The 13,984-nt window shown below is 71.8% G+C and carries 15 protein-coding genes; 6 read left to right on the forward strand and 9 right to left on the reverse strand.

Going from position 1 to position 13,984, the window contains the following annotated elements; translation table 11 throughout:
• Positions 1 to 63: 63 nt before the first annotated feature.
• Genes H508_RS0102235 through H508_RS14020 form a run of 5 tightly spaced genes read right to left on the reverse strand, consistent with a single transcriptional unit; the run spans position 64 to position 5,504 of the window.
• Positions 64 to 1,338: a M20 family metallo-hydrolase gene (locus H508_RS0102235; RefSeq protein WP_026372865.1), complete on the reverse strand. Its 1,275-nt coding sequence runs from the start codon at positions 1,336 to 1,338 to the stop codon at positions 64 to 66.
• Between the two features lie 50 nt (positions 1,339 to 1,388).
• Positions 1,389 to 3,050 (reverse strand): thiamine pyrophosphate-dependent enzyme, encoded by a 1,662-nt coding sequence (locus H508_RS0102240; protein ID WP_245569422.1) that lies wholly within the window; start codon positions 3,048 to 3,050, stop codon positions 1,389 to 1,391.
• A complete protein-coding gene (locus H508_RS0102245) occupies positions 3,047 to 3,679 on the reverse strand; it encodes an RraA family protein (protein WP_026372867.1) in 633 nt (210 codons plus the stop codon). The genes H508_RS0102240 and H508_RS0102245 overlap by 4 nt, the downstream gene beginning before the upstream one ends.
• A complete protein-coding gene (locus H508_RS0102250) occupies positions 3,679 to 4,083 on the reverse strand; it encodes a RidA family protein (RefSeq protein ID WP_245569423.1) in 405 nt (134 codons plus the stop codon). The genes H508_RS0102245 and H508_RS0102250 overlap by 1 nt, the downstream gene beginning before the upstream one ends.
• Entirely contained in the window at positions 4,080 to 5,504 is a 1,425-nt protein-coding gene (locus H508_RS14020) for an MFS transporter (RefSeq protein ID WP_051222535.1), read from the reverse strand. The genes H508_RS0102250 and H508_RS14020 overlap by 4 nt, the downstream gene beginning before the upstream one ends.
• A gap of 255 nt (positions 5,505 to 5,759) precedes the next feature.
• Between H508_RS14020 and H508_RS14025 the strand changes: the two genes are divergently transcribed.
• Positions 5,760 to 6,944, forward strand: a complete 1,185-nt coding sequence (locus tag H508_RS14025) for an RsbRD N-terminal domain-containing protein (protein WP_051222537.1) — start codon at positions 5,760 to 5,762, stop codon at positions 6,942 to 6,944.
• Between the two features lie 169 nt (positions 6,945 to 7,113).
• Here the strand turns inward: H508_RS14025 and H508_RS17300 are convergent, their stop codons facing one another.
• The 4 genes from H508_RS17300 to H508_RS0102280 form a co-directional block, all read right to left on the reverse strand.
• Positions 7,114 to 7,290: a hypothetical protein gene (locus tag H508_RS17300; RefSeq protein WP_156905957.1), complete on the reverse strand. Its 177-nt coding sequence runs from the start codon at positions 7,288 to 7,290 to the stop codon at positions 7,114 to 7,116.
• A gap of 83 nt (positions 7,291 to 7,373) precedes the next feature.
• Positions 7,374 to 7,892, reverse strand: coding sequence for a DinB family protein (locus H508_RS0102270; RefSeq protein ID WP_026372869.1), 519 nt, complete (start codon positions 7,890 to 7,892; stop codon positions 7,374 to 7,376).
• 27 nt (positions 7,893 to 7,919) lie between these two features.
• The gene (locus tag H508_RS0102275) at positions 7,920 to 8,159 is read right to left on the reverse strand and encodes a hypothetical protein (protein WP_026372870.1); all 240 of its coding nucleotides are present in this window, start codon (positions 8,157 to 8,159) and stop codon (positions 7,920 to 7,922) included.
• 11 nt (positions 8,160 to 8,170) lie between these two features.
• Entirely contained in the window at positions 8,171 to 8,407 is a 237-nt protein-coding gene (locus H508_RS0102280; RefSeq protein ID WP_026372871.1) for a BrnT family toxin, read from the reverse strand.
• A gap of 167 nt (positions 8,408 to 8,574) precedes the next feature.
• On the opposite strand from H508_RS0102280, the gene H508_RS17305 reads away from it, so the two are divergent.
• The 5 genes from H508_RS17305 to paaZ all read left to right on the forward strand — a co-directional run bounded on the left by H508_RS17305 (position 8,575) and on the right by paaZ (position 13,933).
• Positions 8,575 to 8,724: a hypothetical protein gene (locus H508_RS17305; protein WP_156905958.1), complete on the forward strand. Its 150-nt coding sequence runs from the start codon at positions 8,575 to 8,577 to the stop codon at positions 8,722 to 8,724.
• Positions 8,725 to 8,838: 114 nt separating this feature from the next.
• Positions 8,839 to 10,023, forward strand: a complete 1,185-nt coding sequence (locus H508_RS0102290; protein ID WP_026372872.1) for a thiolase family protein — start codon at positions 8,839 to 8,841, stop codon at positions 10,021 to 10,023.
• Positions 10,020 to 10,784 carry an enoyl-CoA hydratase/isomerase family protein gene (locus tag H508_RS0102295; RefSeq protein WP_026372873.1) on the forward strand — a complete coding sequence of 255 codons (765 nt, stop codon included), beginning with the start codon at positions 10,020 to 10,022 and terminating at the stop codon, positions 10,782 to 10,784. The genes H508_RS0102290 and H508_RS0102295 overlap by 4 nt, the downstream gene beginning before the upstream one ends.
• Entirely contained in the window at positions 10,781 to 11,698 is a 918-nt protein-coding gene (locus H508_RS0102300) for a 3-hydroxyacyl-CoA dehydrogenase family protein (RefSeq protein WP_084154956.1), read from the forward strand. Before H508_RS0102295 ends, H508_RS0102300 begins: the two co-directional genes overlap by 4 nt.
• 126 nt (positions 11,699 to 11,824) lie before the next feature.
• Complete coding sequence (gene paaZ, locus H508_RS14030) at positions 11,825 to 13,933, forward strand: phenylacetic acid degradation bifunctional protein PaaZ (RefSeq protein WP_035253649.1); 2,109 nt, start codon at positions 11,825 to 11,827, stop codon at positions 13,931 to 13,933.
• Positions 13,934 to 13,984 lie beyond the last annotated feature (51 nt).

Genomic DNA, 13,984 nt, shown 5'->3' on the forward strand with positions numbered 1-13,984 from the left:
TCCTGGGATCGTGTCGGCCGCGGGGTCAGGGCCGGACTGCGGGTGGTGGATGCCGGCAGCGCGTCAGGCCCGGAGCTCGCCAGAGGCGAGCCTGCGCACGACGCCGGTCAGCACATCGAGGCCCGCCAGCGCGTCTCGGTCCTCGGTGTACTCGCCCTCGTTGTGCGAGACGCCCTGGACCGATGGGACGAAGAGCATGACGGTAGGCACGCGTTCCTTCATGTTGATCGAGTCGTGACCGGCGACGGTCTTGATCTCGTCGTGCGCGTAGCCGAGCCGCGCGGCGACCGACCTGGCGAGCTCGACGCCCTCCGGCTGGTACGGGTTGATGCCCCACTCGTGCGACTTCTCGACCGAGAGCGCGACGTTCACGCGCTCCTCGATGCGCGGCAGCTCCGCCTGCAGGAGCGCGTTCGCCTCGGCAAGCACGGCTTCATCGGCGCAGCGCAGGTCGAGCAGCAGCCGCACGCGCGAGGCAACCACGACGGGCGAGTTCGGGTAGACGTCGAGCTTGCCTACCGCGGTGTGCAGCACCCCCGGGAATCGGTCAGCGAGCTCGCGCGCGAAGACGACGAGCTGCGAGGCTCCGAGCAGCGCATCACGCCGGTCGGCCATCACCGTCGCACCCGAGTGCGACTGCTCGCCTTCCACGGTGACGACGTACTTGCTCGCCGCCCAGCTCGCGGTCACGAGGCCGATGGTGGTCCCGGCGTCCTCCAGCAGTCGTCCCTGCTCGATGTGGATCTCCGCGCAGCAAGCCGCCACTGGGCCGTCGCCCTCGCCGAGGAAGCCGGTCGGCTCGAGCGCTTCGCGCACGCTGATTCCGGCCGGGTCCTCGACTGCGAGCGCCTCCTCGAGCGGCATGAGGCCCGTGTAGACCGACGAGCCCATCATGGAGGGCACGAACCGCGAGCCCTCCTCGTTGAACCAGTTGACGACAGCGAGGTTGAGCGCCGGCTGCTCACCGGTCTCGCGGAGCTCGTCAGCGATGCGGAAGATCGCGTGCGCGGCAGCCAGCACCCCGTACGCGCCGTCGTAGCGGCCCGCCGTGGGCTGCGAGTCCATGTGCGAGCCGACCACCACGTAGGGGGCACCCGGGTTCAGCTCGAGCAGGCCGAACTGATTGCCGATGCGGTCGTACTGCACGCGCAGCCCGTGCTGCTCGAGCAGTCCCTGCAACCAGCGGCGCTGCTCGATGTCTGCCGGGCTCGCGGCCTGCCGGTCGACGCCGCCGTGAATCGTGGCGCCGAACGCGCTCATGGTGGCGAAATCGGCCAGGAACGCCTGTGCGCGCACCGGATCGAGCGTCGCCGGCTGGGTCTTCTCGTCGAGCGTCATCTGGTCTCCTCTGTCGGCGGCATCCGGGAATGCGGGCCTTCGATCGGCGGTCATCGATCAGTGCGGGGCGCGCGAGCGGTAGGGTCCTGACGCAGGTGCAGCACCGCGGGCAATCCGCTCACCCGTGCAGCGCGGAACGCGTCCCCGAACTGCTCGGTGCTCGTCACCGTGGCGCCGAAAGCGCCGAACGAGCGCGCGAGCGCCGCGAAATCAGGGTTCGTGAGGTGCGTGCCTGAGGGCCGCTCAGGGTAGTGCGTCTCCTGGTGCTCGCGGATGGTCGCGTACACGCCGTTGTCGACGATGATCGCGATGAACCGGGCACCGTAGCCGATCGCGGTCGCGACCTCTTGCCCGTTCATGAGGAAGCAGCCGTCGCCTGCGATCGAGACGACCTCGCGCTTGGGGTCGACGAGCGAGGCGGCGACAGCGGCCGGAACTCCCATACCCATGGCGCCGTTGCGCGGTGCCAGCAGCGTCCCGGGCACGCGGTGCGGCAGGTAGCGCGAGGGCCAGATCGCGTGGTTGCCGGCCCCGAAAGTGATGACCGCATCCTCGCTGAGCTCGTCGCGCAGCACGGCCATCACCGCGGTCAGGTCGACGTAGTCCCCGGATGCGCCCGGCTCAGCCGACGGCGTCGAGAAGCGCAGGTGCTCCGCGCGGGCGGTCCGCAGCCGCTCGAGGTCGAAGCGATGCCGCGTCTCGAGGAGCGCGGCCGCGAAGGCGACTGGATCGGCACCGATCAGCTGATCCAGCCTGCCCGAGTGCCCAAGCGGCTCGCCCGCCATCGCGACGACCGTCTCGGCGGCCTGCAGGAGCCGGTAGCCGTCGCTCTGCACATCGGTGCGCGGGCAGCCGACGTGCAAGACCAGGTCGGTCTCGGCGACGAGCGCGGCGAGCGAGTCCGCGCGACCGTAGCCGAGCGAACCGACATAGGCATCGCTGTCATGCGGTACCGCATCCCACGCCCGGAAGTCGGCCGCGATGGGGATGCCCTGAGCGCCGGCCCAATCGGCGAGCGAGCGTCCGGCCTCGGCAGACCAGCCGTCGCCGCCCACCACGATGAGCGGTCGCTGCGCGCGCTCGAGGCGCTCGTCGAGCTCGGCCATGACGGCGTCGGAGGGCGCGCCGGTGGCCGCACGCGAGGGGTCGAGCACATCGGCGCCCTGCGCCGAGAGCCGGATGACGTCCTCGGGCAGGCCGATCACCACGGGCCCAGGGCGGCCGCTGCGGGCGATGCGCATGCTCTCGGCGACGACTCGCGCGGCCGATGAGGGGTCGTCGAGCGTCACGACGTGCTTGGCCGTGCTGCCGAACCAGCTCGTGAGGTCGAACTCCTGGAAGGCCTCGCGGCCTCGGTCGGCGACCGGGATCAGGCCCACCATGAGCACGAGCGGGGTGGCATCCTGATGGGCTGTGTGCACGGCGATGAACGCGTTGGCGGCACCTGGACCGCGGGTCACGAGCACCACGCCGGGTCGTCCCGTCAGGCGGCCCTCGGCGAGCGCCATGAAGCCGGCGCCTCCCTCGTGTCGCGTGACGACTGTGCTGATCGAAGAGTCGTGCAGGCCGTCGAGCACGTCGAGGTAGCTCTCGCCCGGCACGCAGTACACGCGCTCGACGCCCTCGTGCTCCAGCTGCGCCACGATCAGGTGGCCGGCGGAGCGGTCGGTCTTGGTCATCGGGGCAACCGGCGTGCTCTCGGTGATGGTCATCGGATCTCCGTGGGGGTGCGCGCTATCAGGGTCTCGAGGGGTTCGCCCGCGGCGATACGGGCGAGCAGGGTCGGTTCAGCCTCATCGGAGGCCCGGGCTTCATCGAGCAGCCGTTGCTCGACCTCCTCGGGCCGCAGCACCAGCACTCCGTGCTCGTCGCCCGCGACGACGTCGCCGGGGCGCACCGTCGCATCGCCGATCGAGACGGGCACGTCGAGGCGCACGGGACGGCCGAGCCGCTTGGTGGTGCGGGCAGTGGTGCCGGTCGACCAGACCGGCAGGTCTCGGGCTCTGTCAGCGAGCACGCGCACATCGGTGACTGGTCCGTCGACCACGATGCCGACGGCGCCTTGTGCGCGAGCGCCAGCCGTCGTGACGGCGCCCACGGGTGCGTGCACCCCGGATGCCACAGCGATGACGAGCATGTCGCCGGGCTGCAGCGCGAGCAGTGCCTCGTTGACCGCGAGCGCGTCCGGCTCGGCCAGCTCGAGCGTGCGCGCGATGCCAGCGGTGCGACGCACGTCGCCGACCGCGCGAATGCCCGGGCCGCAGAAGCCCTTCTCGAGGGTGTGACCGAGGGTAGGCAGCTCGACATCGGCGAGCGCGGCGACGAGAGCGTCGGACCGCATCAGCGAGCTCCGCCCGGCTCGTCGGCGGCATCCCGCACTCGCGCGATGCAGTCGATCTCGAGCGACGCGCCCCACAAGGTCGCGCACACCGTCGTGCGCACCGGAGGGTGCTCGCCGAAGGAGCGCTGGTAGACGCGATTGTAGGGCTCGAGCTGCGCCGGGTCGGTGAGGAAGGTGCGGACGCTGAGCACCTGGTCGAGGCCGCTGCCCGCAGCTTCGAGCACCCGGTGCAGGTTGTCGATCGCCGCCTGCACCTGATCCTCGAAGGCCTCTGGCTGGGCGCCATTCGAGTCGACGGGCAGCTGACCGCTCGTGAACACCAGTCCGTCGGCCACCACGCCGTGGGAGAACGGGCCGACGGGCTCCGCGAGCCCGTCGACCGTTCGGATCCGCTGGATGGTCACGCCTGCACCGTCACCGAGCCGCCGTGCTCGGTCGTGGCGCGGCCGCGGTCGTCGACGCCCGACTCAGCCGGAGCGACGTCCGCGCCCGGGTCGACCTGGCGGGAGTCGACCGTGTCGATGCTCACCAGCCGGTTCTCGGCCAGCAGCCAGAGCGCCACGAGCGAGACGAGCGCGGCGAGGCCGACGTACCAGGCGATGGACGACGACTGGCCCGTGAGCGTCAGCAGCCACACCGTGATGGCCGGGGTGATCGCCGAACCGAGCAGACCGGAGAGCATGTAGGCGACCGAGAGACCCGAGTACCGGATCTTGCTGCCGAAGAGCTCGGCCAGGAAGGTCGCGATCGGCCCGTAGTTCGCCGAGAACGCGAGCATCATGAGCGAGTAGGCGAGGAACACGCCCCAGATCGTGCCGGTGTCGATGAGCCAGAAGAACGGGAAAGCGAGCAGCACTTCGCCCGCGATGCCGGCGGCGATGATCTTCTTGCGCCCGATGCGGTCGGAGAGGCGGCCGAAGAACGGGATGCCTACGAGAGCGATGATGCACGCGATCAGCACGGCCCAGAGCATCACCGAATCGGAGTGACCCTGCTCCGAGGTGCCGTAGGAGACGCCCGACGCGACGAGGAGCGTGAAGGTGGAGCCCGTCGAGAGCGTCGCGACGCCGCCGAGGATGACCTGCTTCCAGTACTTCTTCATCAGGTAGGCGAAGGGCAGCTTCGCCTTCGCGCCCTGCTCGCGCACCTGCTGGAACGACGGGGTCTCCTCGATGTTGAGGCGGATGTAGATGCCCACGGCGACCAGCACGATCGACGCGATGAACGGCACGCGCCAACCCCACGTGAGGAGCGCTTCGCGGTCGACTGCCGAGGTGACGATGAGGAAGACCAGGTTGGCGATCAGCGTTCCGGCGGGCACACCCACCTGCACGAGCGAGCCGTACCAGCCGCGGCGGTGCGCCGGGGCGTGCTCGACCGTCATGAGCACCGCGCCGCCCCACTCGCCGCCGAGCGCAAGGCCCTGAACGACGCGCAGCCCGAGCAGCAGGAACGGCGCCGCCAGGCCGATCGTGTTCGCGTCGGGGATGAGGCCGATGCCGAGCGTCGCCACGCCCATGGTGATCAGAGAGATCAGCAGCATGGACTTGCGCCCGATGCGGTCGCCGAAGTGACCGAAGGCGATCGCGCCGATGATGCGGGCGAGATAGGCCGACGCGAACGTGAGGAACGCCAGGATCGTGCCGACCGCGGGCGGCACGTCGGGGAAGAACACCTCGTTGAAGACGAGGGCGGATGCGGTGCCGAAGAGGAAGAGGTCGTACCACTCGACGGTGGTGCCGATGACGCTCGCCGAGGCGATCTTCCGCATCTTGGTGGCGTCGAGTCGAGCCGAGCTCGCCGCCGCCTGATCTGTGACTGCCATAGTCGTGCTCCCTGCTGCGCGGGTTGTGTTGCGTACAGCCTGCGCCTCCGAGCACACCGACGACAATCGTCAATCGCCTACGCATCCCGCTTGGGGCTGTGCATCTGCACATCCGCACGCTCGGTGGTGGATGACGAGGGCGGGCGTCGGGCCACGGCGATGCCGATGAAAGTTCACCGATGAGCCCACCTTGATCGGCGCCGCGGTCGGTGCCCCCAACGGTAGCCTGTGCCGACATCCAGACGGGAGGGCACGGTGGAGCGAGGCGAGACGGCCGCCGCGTGGGGGCGACTGCTCGAGCGGCTCGCGGCGGACCACGACGCGCTCGTCGACGACTTCTTGCAGCGTCTTGCGGCCCTCGGGAGCTACAGGGCCGAGCTCGTGACGGAAGGCGAGCTCCGGCGCACGGCCGGCGAGACCATGGACATGCTCATCGCTCAGCTCGCTGGATCGCCCCTGCCGCAGGAGCTCCGAACGCTGCCGGCCCGACTGGGCGCGCGCCGCGCGAGGCAAGGCGTTGAGCGCGAGCACGTGCTGGAGGCGGTGCGGCTCGACTTCCGCGTCATCTGGGCTGGGTTGCAGCGCGCGCTCGGCGACGCGCCCGCGGACCTGCTCGTGCTGCACGCCGAAGAGGTGCTGGAGGTCGTGGAGCGCTACATCGGCGACGTGCAGGTCGCGTTCCTCGACGAGCAGGCGGCGCTCGCCCGGAACACGCAGATCGACCGCGGCCGCGCACTCGGCCGCCTCCTGGCCGCGGGTCGAGAGGCCGCGCGCGTCGCGCTCGCCGAACAGCCCCGCCTGCAGCTAGCGATCGACGGGGTGTTCGAGGTCGCCTTCGTGCTGGAGGGAGACGCAGACAGGGCCCGTCGAGCTGTCGCGGCCATCGGAGGACCGTCTGCCGTGTCGTGGGACATCGATGCCGGCGCGGTCTTCGTGGCACCGCGCGGCCACGGGCACCGGCTGCGCTCGGCGCTGGAGGGCACACGCGGTGCCTACGAGCCCGCGGCCAATGGCCTCGCGAGCCTGCCCGCCGTCGCGACGCTGCTGCGCGAGATCGCGGCCCTGCCAGGGGAAGGGCTTGCCACGGAGGCGAGCTCATGGATGTCGCTCGCTCACCAACGGCTTTCCCCCGTCCTGCCGAGCGTCGCTCGCGTGCAGGATGTACTCCGAGATCTGCCCGACGCCGAGCGTGAGCGCGTCGTCGGCACCGTCCTGCATGTGTGCCGGACAGGCTCGATCAAGGAGACGGCGGGGGCGCAGTTCGTGCATCGCAACACGGTCGTCAACCGGCTCGCGGTCTTCCGCGAGGTCACCGGGCTCGACATCTCGGTCCCCGAGCAGGCCGCACTCGCGCTGCTCGGCCTTGCGGGCGCGCAGGAGCCGCGCGGGGCGTCTCACGGGCACATCGGCCTTGCGGGGCTGGGCCACGCCGCTGGTTGAGCCGGTCCGCCGCCGAAGGCGGCTGACCGCGTCGAAGCCGCTGCGCGACGTACTCCCGCCCGGCGGCTTCGACACGGTCAGCGCGCTGTGCGCGCGGACCGGCTCAGCCATCGTTGGAGCGGCCATCGGCAGAGCGGGCGGAGCTGCTCGACCAGCGGTGGAGGATTCGTCAGAGCGAGGCGAGCAGGAGCACTGCCGCGGCGAGCGCGACGACTCCGCCGACGATCGTGCCGAGCAGCGCGGGCCAGACGCGCTTCGCGCGGCCGCGCGCGTGCCGCCGGATGCCGAGCAGGCCGATGCCGACCGCCGCGAGCGCCACGAGCAGCGAGACGACGTCGCCCACCATCGGCAGCGCGAGGCACGCGACCGCGACGATCCCGAGCGCGATCGCGCTCTCGCCCGAGGCGTCGTGCCCCGGATGCTCGCCGCTCAGCGCTGCACGTCCTGCACGTGGTGCTCGAGGTCGTGCAGCGCGTAGACGAGCAGCGTCTCGACCGTGAACGCCGACCCGTTGGAGCGGGTCCCGGCACGGTCCCACGCATCGGAGGGCACCGCATCCGCCGCGTTGGCGAGCTCGGCAGCCGCGAGGTCGAGCTCGACCGCGACGTGCTCGGGCTCCTGGCTCGCGTAGTCGCCGTCGATCGCGGCCTGATCCTGATCCCAGCTCGCGAACTCCGGGTCGTCCTCGGTCAGCATCTGGTCGAGCCGCGAGCGCATCACCGTGCAGACGTCGCGCACGTGCGCGGCGTACTCGAGCGGCGACCACGTCGCGTCGTCGGGCCGCTCGGTCACGGCGTCGCCGTGGAGCCGCGCGTGCATCGCGGCGGCGGCATCGCGGATGCGCGGGCCGAGCTCTCCCCGCTCGGCGAGCGCGGGGTCGAAGCCGCACTCGGGGCACCGCTCGCGCAGCACCCACGTCCAGTCCTTCGTGTCGGGCTCGATCGGCATGGGTCGAGCATGCCACCTCGCGGTCGTTCAGCCCCCGAATCGCTGCTGCGCAGCCTGTCGACTCGTGTCGAGCGCTGCGCCGATGATGGTCCAGGAGTCACCGGCATCGCGAGCGGCGCTGACGGCTTCGCGCAGCTCGGCCTCGGCCGCGGCAAGCTTGGCACGGGCGGCCAGGATGCGCCGGAAGTGGACGGCGTCGCGGGCGGGTGTCTTGTCCGGATCCAGTGCGTCCAGTCCGGATCGGTCCGGGTCGGTTCGGATGCTCATCGTCGGTCACCTCATCTCAAGTAGTCGTAGAACTTCGGCCGGAGCCTGTCGGCATGGATGATGCGTGCGGGCGCCTCCACGGGGAGCGCGACAAGCTCGAGAAGCCCGCCGTGACGGTCGGGGCCGATCGCCAGCAGGCGATCCTCACCCTTGTAGTCGTACTCGACCAGGCGAATCGCGTTCCTCCACGCATGTTCGATGTCCGCGTCGTCGACCCCGTGCTTGCGAGCCGACGGTCGGATCTCCACTCGTCCACCATCCCGTGGAGCATCGCTGCTGTCAAGACCAACTTGACAGCGCGGCGACGGCGCCAGCGGCAGTCTCAGCCGCGCCCCAAGGGGATCATCCCGAGGAATGACCATCCGTCGCCCTCCGACGGACGCGGCGGATGCGCTCCGATTCCTAGCGTCGGAGCATGGAGATCTTCGACCTGCTGTTCGTCGCCGCCGACCTCGCGCTCGCCGCCCTCGCGATCGCCGCCGCCACGATCCTCGCGGTCGGCGGCGCCATCATCGTGACCGCGTGGGGCGCCGGCGAGCTGGTCCGCCGCGCTCGACGCTCCTGACGGCAGCGCGCCGATGTTGCGGGGCCTCGAACGGCCCCGTAAGGTATTCCTGAACGATCGGTCACTAATTCATGGCCGCATCCGGTGTCACGACGACGGAGTCAGGAGCCCCCATTGCCCGAGGCCTTCCTCATCGGCGGTGCCCGCACCCCGGTCGGCCGCTACGGCGGTGCGCTCGCAGGTGTGCGGCCCGACGACCTCGCGGCGCTCGTCGTCGCCGAGGCGATCGCGCGAGCCGACATCCCCGCCCACGCGATCGACGAGGTCATCCTGGGCGGCGCGAACCAGGCCGGCGAGGACAACCGCAACGTCGCCCGCATGTCGGTGCTGCTCGCGGGCCTCCCCGACGACATCCCGGGCATCACGGTCAACCGCTTGTGCGCATCCGGCATGTCGGCCGTCATCATGGCCTCGCAGATGGTGAAGGCGGGCGACGCCGACATCGTCGTCGCGGGCGGCGTCGAGTCGATGACGCGCGCGCCGTGGGTGCAGGCGAAGCCCGAGCGCGCGTGGGCGAAGCCCGGCGAGGCGTACGACACGTCGATCGGCTGGCGGTTCCCGAACCCGAAGCTCGTCGCGCGCGACAAGGCGACCTTCGCGATGCCCGAGACGGCCGAGGAGGTCGCGCGCGTCGACGGCATCACGCGCGAGGAGGCCGACGAGTTCGCGCTCCGCTCGCAGCAGCGCGCGATCGCCGCGATCGACGAGGGCCGCTTCGAGGCCGAGATCGTCGCCGTGCCCACGCGCGGCGGCGAGGTCACCGTCGACGAGCAGCCGCGCCGCGACACGAGCCTCGAGCGGCTCGCGGCCCTCAAGCCCGTCGTCGGCGGCGGCTCGGTCGTCACCGCCGGCAACAGCTCGTCGCTCAACGACGGCGCCTCGGCGATCGTGGTCGCGAGCGAGGCCGCGGTCGAGCGCTTCGGGCTCGCGCCCCGCGCGCGCATCGTCGGCGGCGCGAGCGCCGGCATCGCCCCCGAGATCATGGGCCTCGGCCCCGTGCCCGCGACCGAGAAGCTGCTCGCCCGCACCGGCTACGCGATCGACGACATCGGCGCGATCGAGCTCAACGAGGCGTTCGCGACCCAGTCGATCGGCACCATCCGGCGGCTCGGCCTCGACGACGCGATCGTCAACGCCGACGGCGGCGCGATCGCGCTCGGCCACGCGCTCGGCTCCTCCGGCACGCGGCTCATCGTGACGCTGCTCGGCCGCATGGAGCGCGAGCAGGCCGAGATCGGCCTCGCGACGATGTGCGTCGGCGTGGGCCAGGGCACCTCGATCCTGCTGGAGCGCGCGTGAGCGGCGAGTCGCTGAGGGTCGAGGACCGCGGCGCCTTCGTGCTCGCGACCCTCGACCGGTCCGAGAAGCGCAACGCGATCGACCAGGACCTCGTGGATGCCCTCCACGCGCTGTGCGCGCGGCTCGAGGTCGAGCGCCGCACGCTCGTGATCACCGGCTCCGGGGGCACGTTCGCGGCCGGCGCCGACATCGCGCAGCTGCGCGAGCGGCGCGCGACCGACGCGCTCAAGGGCATCAACACCCGCTGCTTCCAGCGCATCCGCGCCCTGCCGATGCCGGTCATCGCCGTGCTCGACGGCTACGCGCTCGGCGGCGGCGCCGAGCTCGCCTACGCGGCCGACATCCGCATCGGCACCCCGAGCCTCAAGATCGGCAACCCCGAGACCGGCCTCGGCATCATCGCCGCCGCCGGCGCGACCTGGCGGCTCAAGGAGATCGTCGGCGACGCGCTCGCGACCGAGATGCTGCTCACCGGTCGTATCCTCGGCGCCGACGAGGCGCTCGCCGCGGGCCTCGTGAGCACGGTCGTCGAGTCGCACGCCGCGCTCGAGCACGCCGCGTCCCTCGCCGAGCGCATCGCCGCGCTCGACCCCGCCGCGACGCAGGCGACGAAGCGCGCGCTGCTGGCCCCCGCGAGCGCCCACCCCGAGATCGAGCTCGCCGAGCAGGCGGTGCTGTTCGAGAGCCCCGAGAAGCAGCGGCGCATGACCGAGTTCCTCGAGCGCCGCGGCGCGAAGCGAGCGACGGAGGAGTCCCGATGACCGACGTGACCGAAGCGGTCGCCCCCGATGGGCGACCGGGGCCCGACGACACCGACGCGCAGGTCGGCGCGGGCGCGCCCGAGCGCGTCGGCGTGCTCGGCGGCGGCCGCATGGGGGCGGGCATCGCCCACGCCTTCGTGCTCGCGGGCAGCGACGTCATCGTGGTCGAGCGCGACCCGGCCGCCGCGAGCGCCGCCCAGGACCGCGTCGTGGCGAGCCTGCGCAAGAGCGTCGAGCGCGGCTGGGCCGAGCCGCTGCAGGAGCTCGAGGGGCGCGTGCGCGTCGCGGTCGAGGCGAGCGCGTTCGTCGACTGCGGCCTCGTGATCGAGGCGGTGCCCGAGGACGAGGCGCTCAAGGCGGATGCGCTCGCGCGCGTCGAGGCCGTCCTGTCGCCCTCCGCGTCGCTCGCGAGCAACACGTCGTCGATCTCGATCGACCGTCTCGCAGCGGCGCTCTCGCGCCCCGAGCGCTTCCTCGGGCTCCACTTCTTCAACCCGGTGCCCGCATCCGCCCTGGTCGAGATCGTGCTCGGCGAGCGCACCGACGCCGCGCTCGCGAACGACGCCCGCGCGTGGGTCGAGGCGATCGGGAAGACCCCCGTGACGGTGCACGACGCGCCCGGCTTCGCGTCGAGCAGGCTCGGCGTCGCGATCGGGCTCGAGGCGATCCGCATGGTCGAGGAGGGCGTCGCGAGCCCTGGCGACATCGACCTCGCGATGGAGCTCGGCTACAAGCACCCCGTCGGGCCGCTGCGCACGACCGACATCGTCGGCCTCGACGTGCGGCTCGGCATCGCCGAGCAGCTGCACCGCGAGCTCGGGGAGCGCTTCGCGCCGCCGCAGCTGCTGCGCGACATGGTCGCCGAGGGCCGGCTCGGCAAGAAGAGCGGCCGCGGCTTCTACGACTGGACCTGACCCCCGCTGGTCGAGTAGCCGCCGCAGGCGGCGCATCGAGACCACCCGCGACAACCGAACACACTGCACTCCGTCTCGATGCGGCCCTTCGGGCCTACTCGACGAACGGGGAGGAGAGGATCGACGATGACCGACACGATGACCCGCACCCGCCTGCTGCCGAGCTACGTGCAAGACGCCTGGTGGGAGCCCGCGAGCGACGAGGGCGCGACCGTGGTGCGCGACGCATCCACCGGTGAGGAGGTCGCGCGCGTCTCGACCGCCGGCCTCGACCTGCCGGGCGCGCTCGAGCACGCCCGCACCGTCGGCCAGCACTCGCTCGCACCGCTCACCTTCCACGAGCGCGCGATCCTGCTCAAGCAGATGGCGCTCGCGCTCACCGAGCGGAAGAGCGAGCTCTACGAGCTCTCGAGCCGCACCGGCGCGACGAAGCACGACTCGTGGGTCGACATCGACGGCGGCATCGGCGTGCTCTTCACCTACTCGTCGAAGGGCCGCCGCGAGATGCCGCAGTCGACGATCTACCTCGACGGGCCGGTCGAGCAGCTCTCGAAGGACGGCTCCTTCCTCGCCCGCCACATCTGCACGACGCTCCCGGGCGTCGCGGTGCAGATCAACGCGTTCAACTTCCCCGTCTGGGGCCCGCTCGAGAAGCTCGCGCCCGCGTTCCTCGCCGGCATGCCGACGGTCATCAAGCCCGCGACGCCGACGGGCTACGTCACCGAGCACATGGTGCGCATCCTCGTCGAGTCGGGCCTCGTCCCGGCGGGCGCGATCCAGCTCGTCTCGGGCTCGGCGCGCGACCTGCTCGACCACCTGCGGCTCGGCGACACCGTGAGCTTCACCGGCTCGGCCGCGACGGCCGCGAGCCTGCGGCTGCACGACGCCGTGCAGACGGGCGGCGTGCGCTTCACGGTCGAGACCGACTCGATCAACGCATCCGTGCTCGGCCCCGACGCCGAGCCCGGGAGCCCCGAGTTCGACGCGTTCGTGCGCGGCCTCGTGAGCGAGATGACCTCGAAGGCCGGCCAGAAGTGCACGGCCATCCGTCGCGCGCTCGTGCCCTCCGGCATGACGGATGCGGTGGCCGAGGCGGTGCGCGAGCGGATCGTCGCGAAGGTGGTCGTCGGCGACCCGCGCGCCGAGGGCGTGACGATGGGTCCGCTCGCCTCGCTCGAGCAGCGCGACGAGGTGCTCGGGCAGGTCATGAAGCTGCGCGAGGGCGGCGGCCAGATCGTCGTCGGCGGTGACGCGGGCGAGGTGCGCCTCGCCGACGGCTCGCTGGGCGTCGCGGAGGGCGGCGCGTTCGTCGCGCCGACGCTGCTCGCGTTCCGCGACGCCGAGGCGGACGCGCTGCACGACATCGAGGCGTTCGGCCCGGTCTCGTCGCTCGTCGAGTACGGCTCGCCCGAGCAGGCCGCCGAGATCGTCGCGCGCGGCGGCGGCTCGCTCGTCACGTCGGTCGCCTCGCACGACCCGGTCTTCGTCGCCGAGCTCACGCGCCGCATCGCGCCGCACAACGGCCGCGTGCTGCTGCTCGACCGCGACGACATGCGCGCCTCGACGGGCCACGGCTCGCCGCTGCCGATGCTCGTGCACGGCGGCCCCGGCCGCGCGGGCGGGGGCGAGGAGCTCGGCGGCATCCGCTCGGTGCTCCACTACATGCAGCGCACCGCGGTCCAGGGCTCGCCGACCATGCTGACGGCGCTCACCGGTGTCTGGCACCAGGGGGCTCCCGCGTCGACCGAGGCCCCGCATCCGTTCCGGAAGTCGCTCGCCGAGCTGAAGGTCGGCGACCAGGTCATCTCGGAGCGGCGCGAGATCTCGCTCGAGGACATCGAGCACTTCGCCGAGTTCACGGGCGACAGGTTCTACGCGCACATGGATCAGGCGGCGGCCGAGGCGAACCCGTTCTTCCCCGGCCGGGTCGCGCACGGCTACCTGCTGCTGTCGTTCGCTGCGGGCCTCTTCGTCGAGCCGGCGCCGGGCCCCGTGCTCGCGAACACGGGCCTCGACAACCTGCGCTTCATGACGCCCGTCTCCCCCGGCGACTCGCTGCGGGTGACGCTCACGGCGAAGCAGATCACGCCGCGCGAGACCGACCCGTACGGCGAGGTGCGGTGGGATGCGGTGCTCACGAACCAGGACGACGAGGTCGTCGCGCAGTACGACCTGCTCACCTACGTCGCGAAGACGCAGGAGGACGCCTCGATCCCGCCGGTCGCCTCCGCCTGACCGCGCGGACGCGCAGAGCGCCCCAGCACATCGCGTGCTGGGGCGCTCCCG

This window comes from Agrococcus lahaulensis DSM 17612 (assembly GCF_000425105.1).
GTDB lineage: Bacteria > Actinomycetota > Actinomycetes > Actinomycetales > Microbacteriaceae > Agrococcus > Agrococcus lahaulensis.

Excerpts from the sequence above, each read along its gene's own strand:
- H508_RS0102235 (WP_026372865.1), bottom strand. The coding sequence starts at position 1,338 with ATGACGCTCGACGAGAAGACCCAGCCGGCGACGCTCGATCCGGTGCGC.
- H508_RS0102240 (WP_245569422.1), bottom strand. The coding sequence starts at position 3,050 with ATGACCATCACCGAGAGCACGCCGGTTGCCCCGATGACCAAGACCGAC.
- H508_RS0102245 (WP_026372867.1), bottom strand. The coding sequence starts at position 3,679 with ATGCGGTCCGACGCTCTCGTCGCCGCGCTCGCCGATGTCGAGCTGCCT.
- H508_RS14020 (WP_051222535.1), bottom strand. The coding sequence starts at position 5,504 with ATGGCAGTCACAGATCAGGCGGCGGCGAGCTCGGCTCGACTCGACGCC.
- H508_RS17300 (WP_156905957.1), bottom strand. The coding sequence starts at position 7,290 with ATGGTGGGCGACGTCGTCTCGCTGCTCGTGGCGCTCGCGGCGGTCGGC.
- H508_RS0102270 (WP_026372869.1), bottom strand. The coding sequence starts at position 7,892 with ATGCCGATCGAGCCCGACACGAAGGACTGGACGTGGGTGCTGCGCGAG.
- H508_RS0102275 (WP_026372870.1), bottom strand. The coding sequence starts at position 8,159 with ATGAGCATCCGAACCGACCCGGACCGATCCGGACTGGACGCACTGGAT.
- H508_RS17305 (WP_156905958.1), top strand. The coding sequence starts at position 8,575 with ATGGAGATCTTCGACCTGCTGTTCGTCGCCGCCGACCTCGCGCTCGCC.
- H508_RS0102300 (WP_084154956.1), top strand. The coding sequence starts at position 10,781 with ATGACCGACGTGACCGAAGCGGTCGCCCCCGATGGGCGACCGGGGCCC.
- paaZ (WP_035253649.1), top strand. The coding sequence starts at position 11,825 with ATGACCGACACGATGACCCGCACCCGCCTGCTGCCGAGCTACGTGCAA.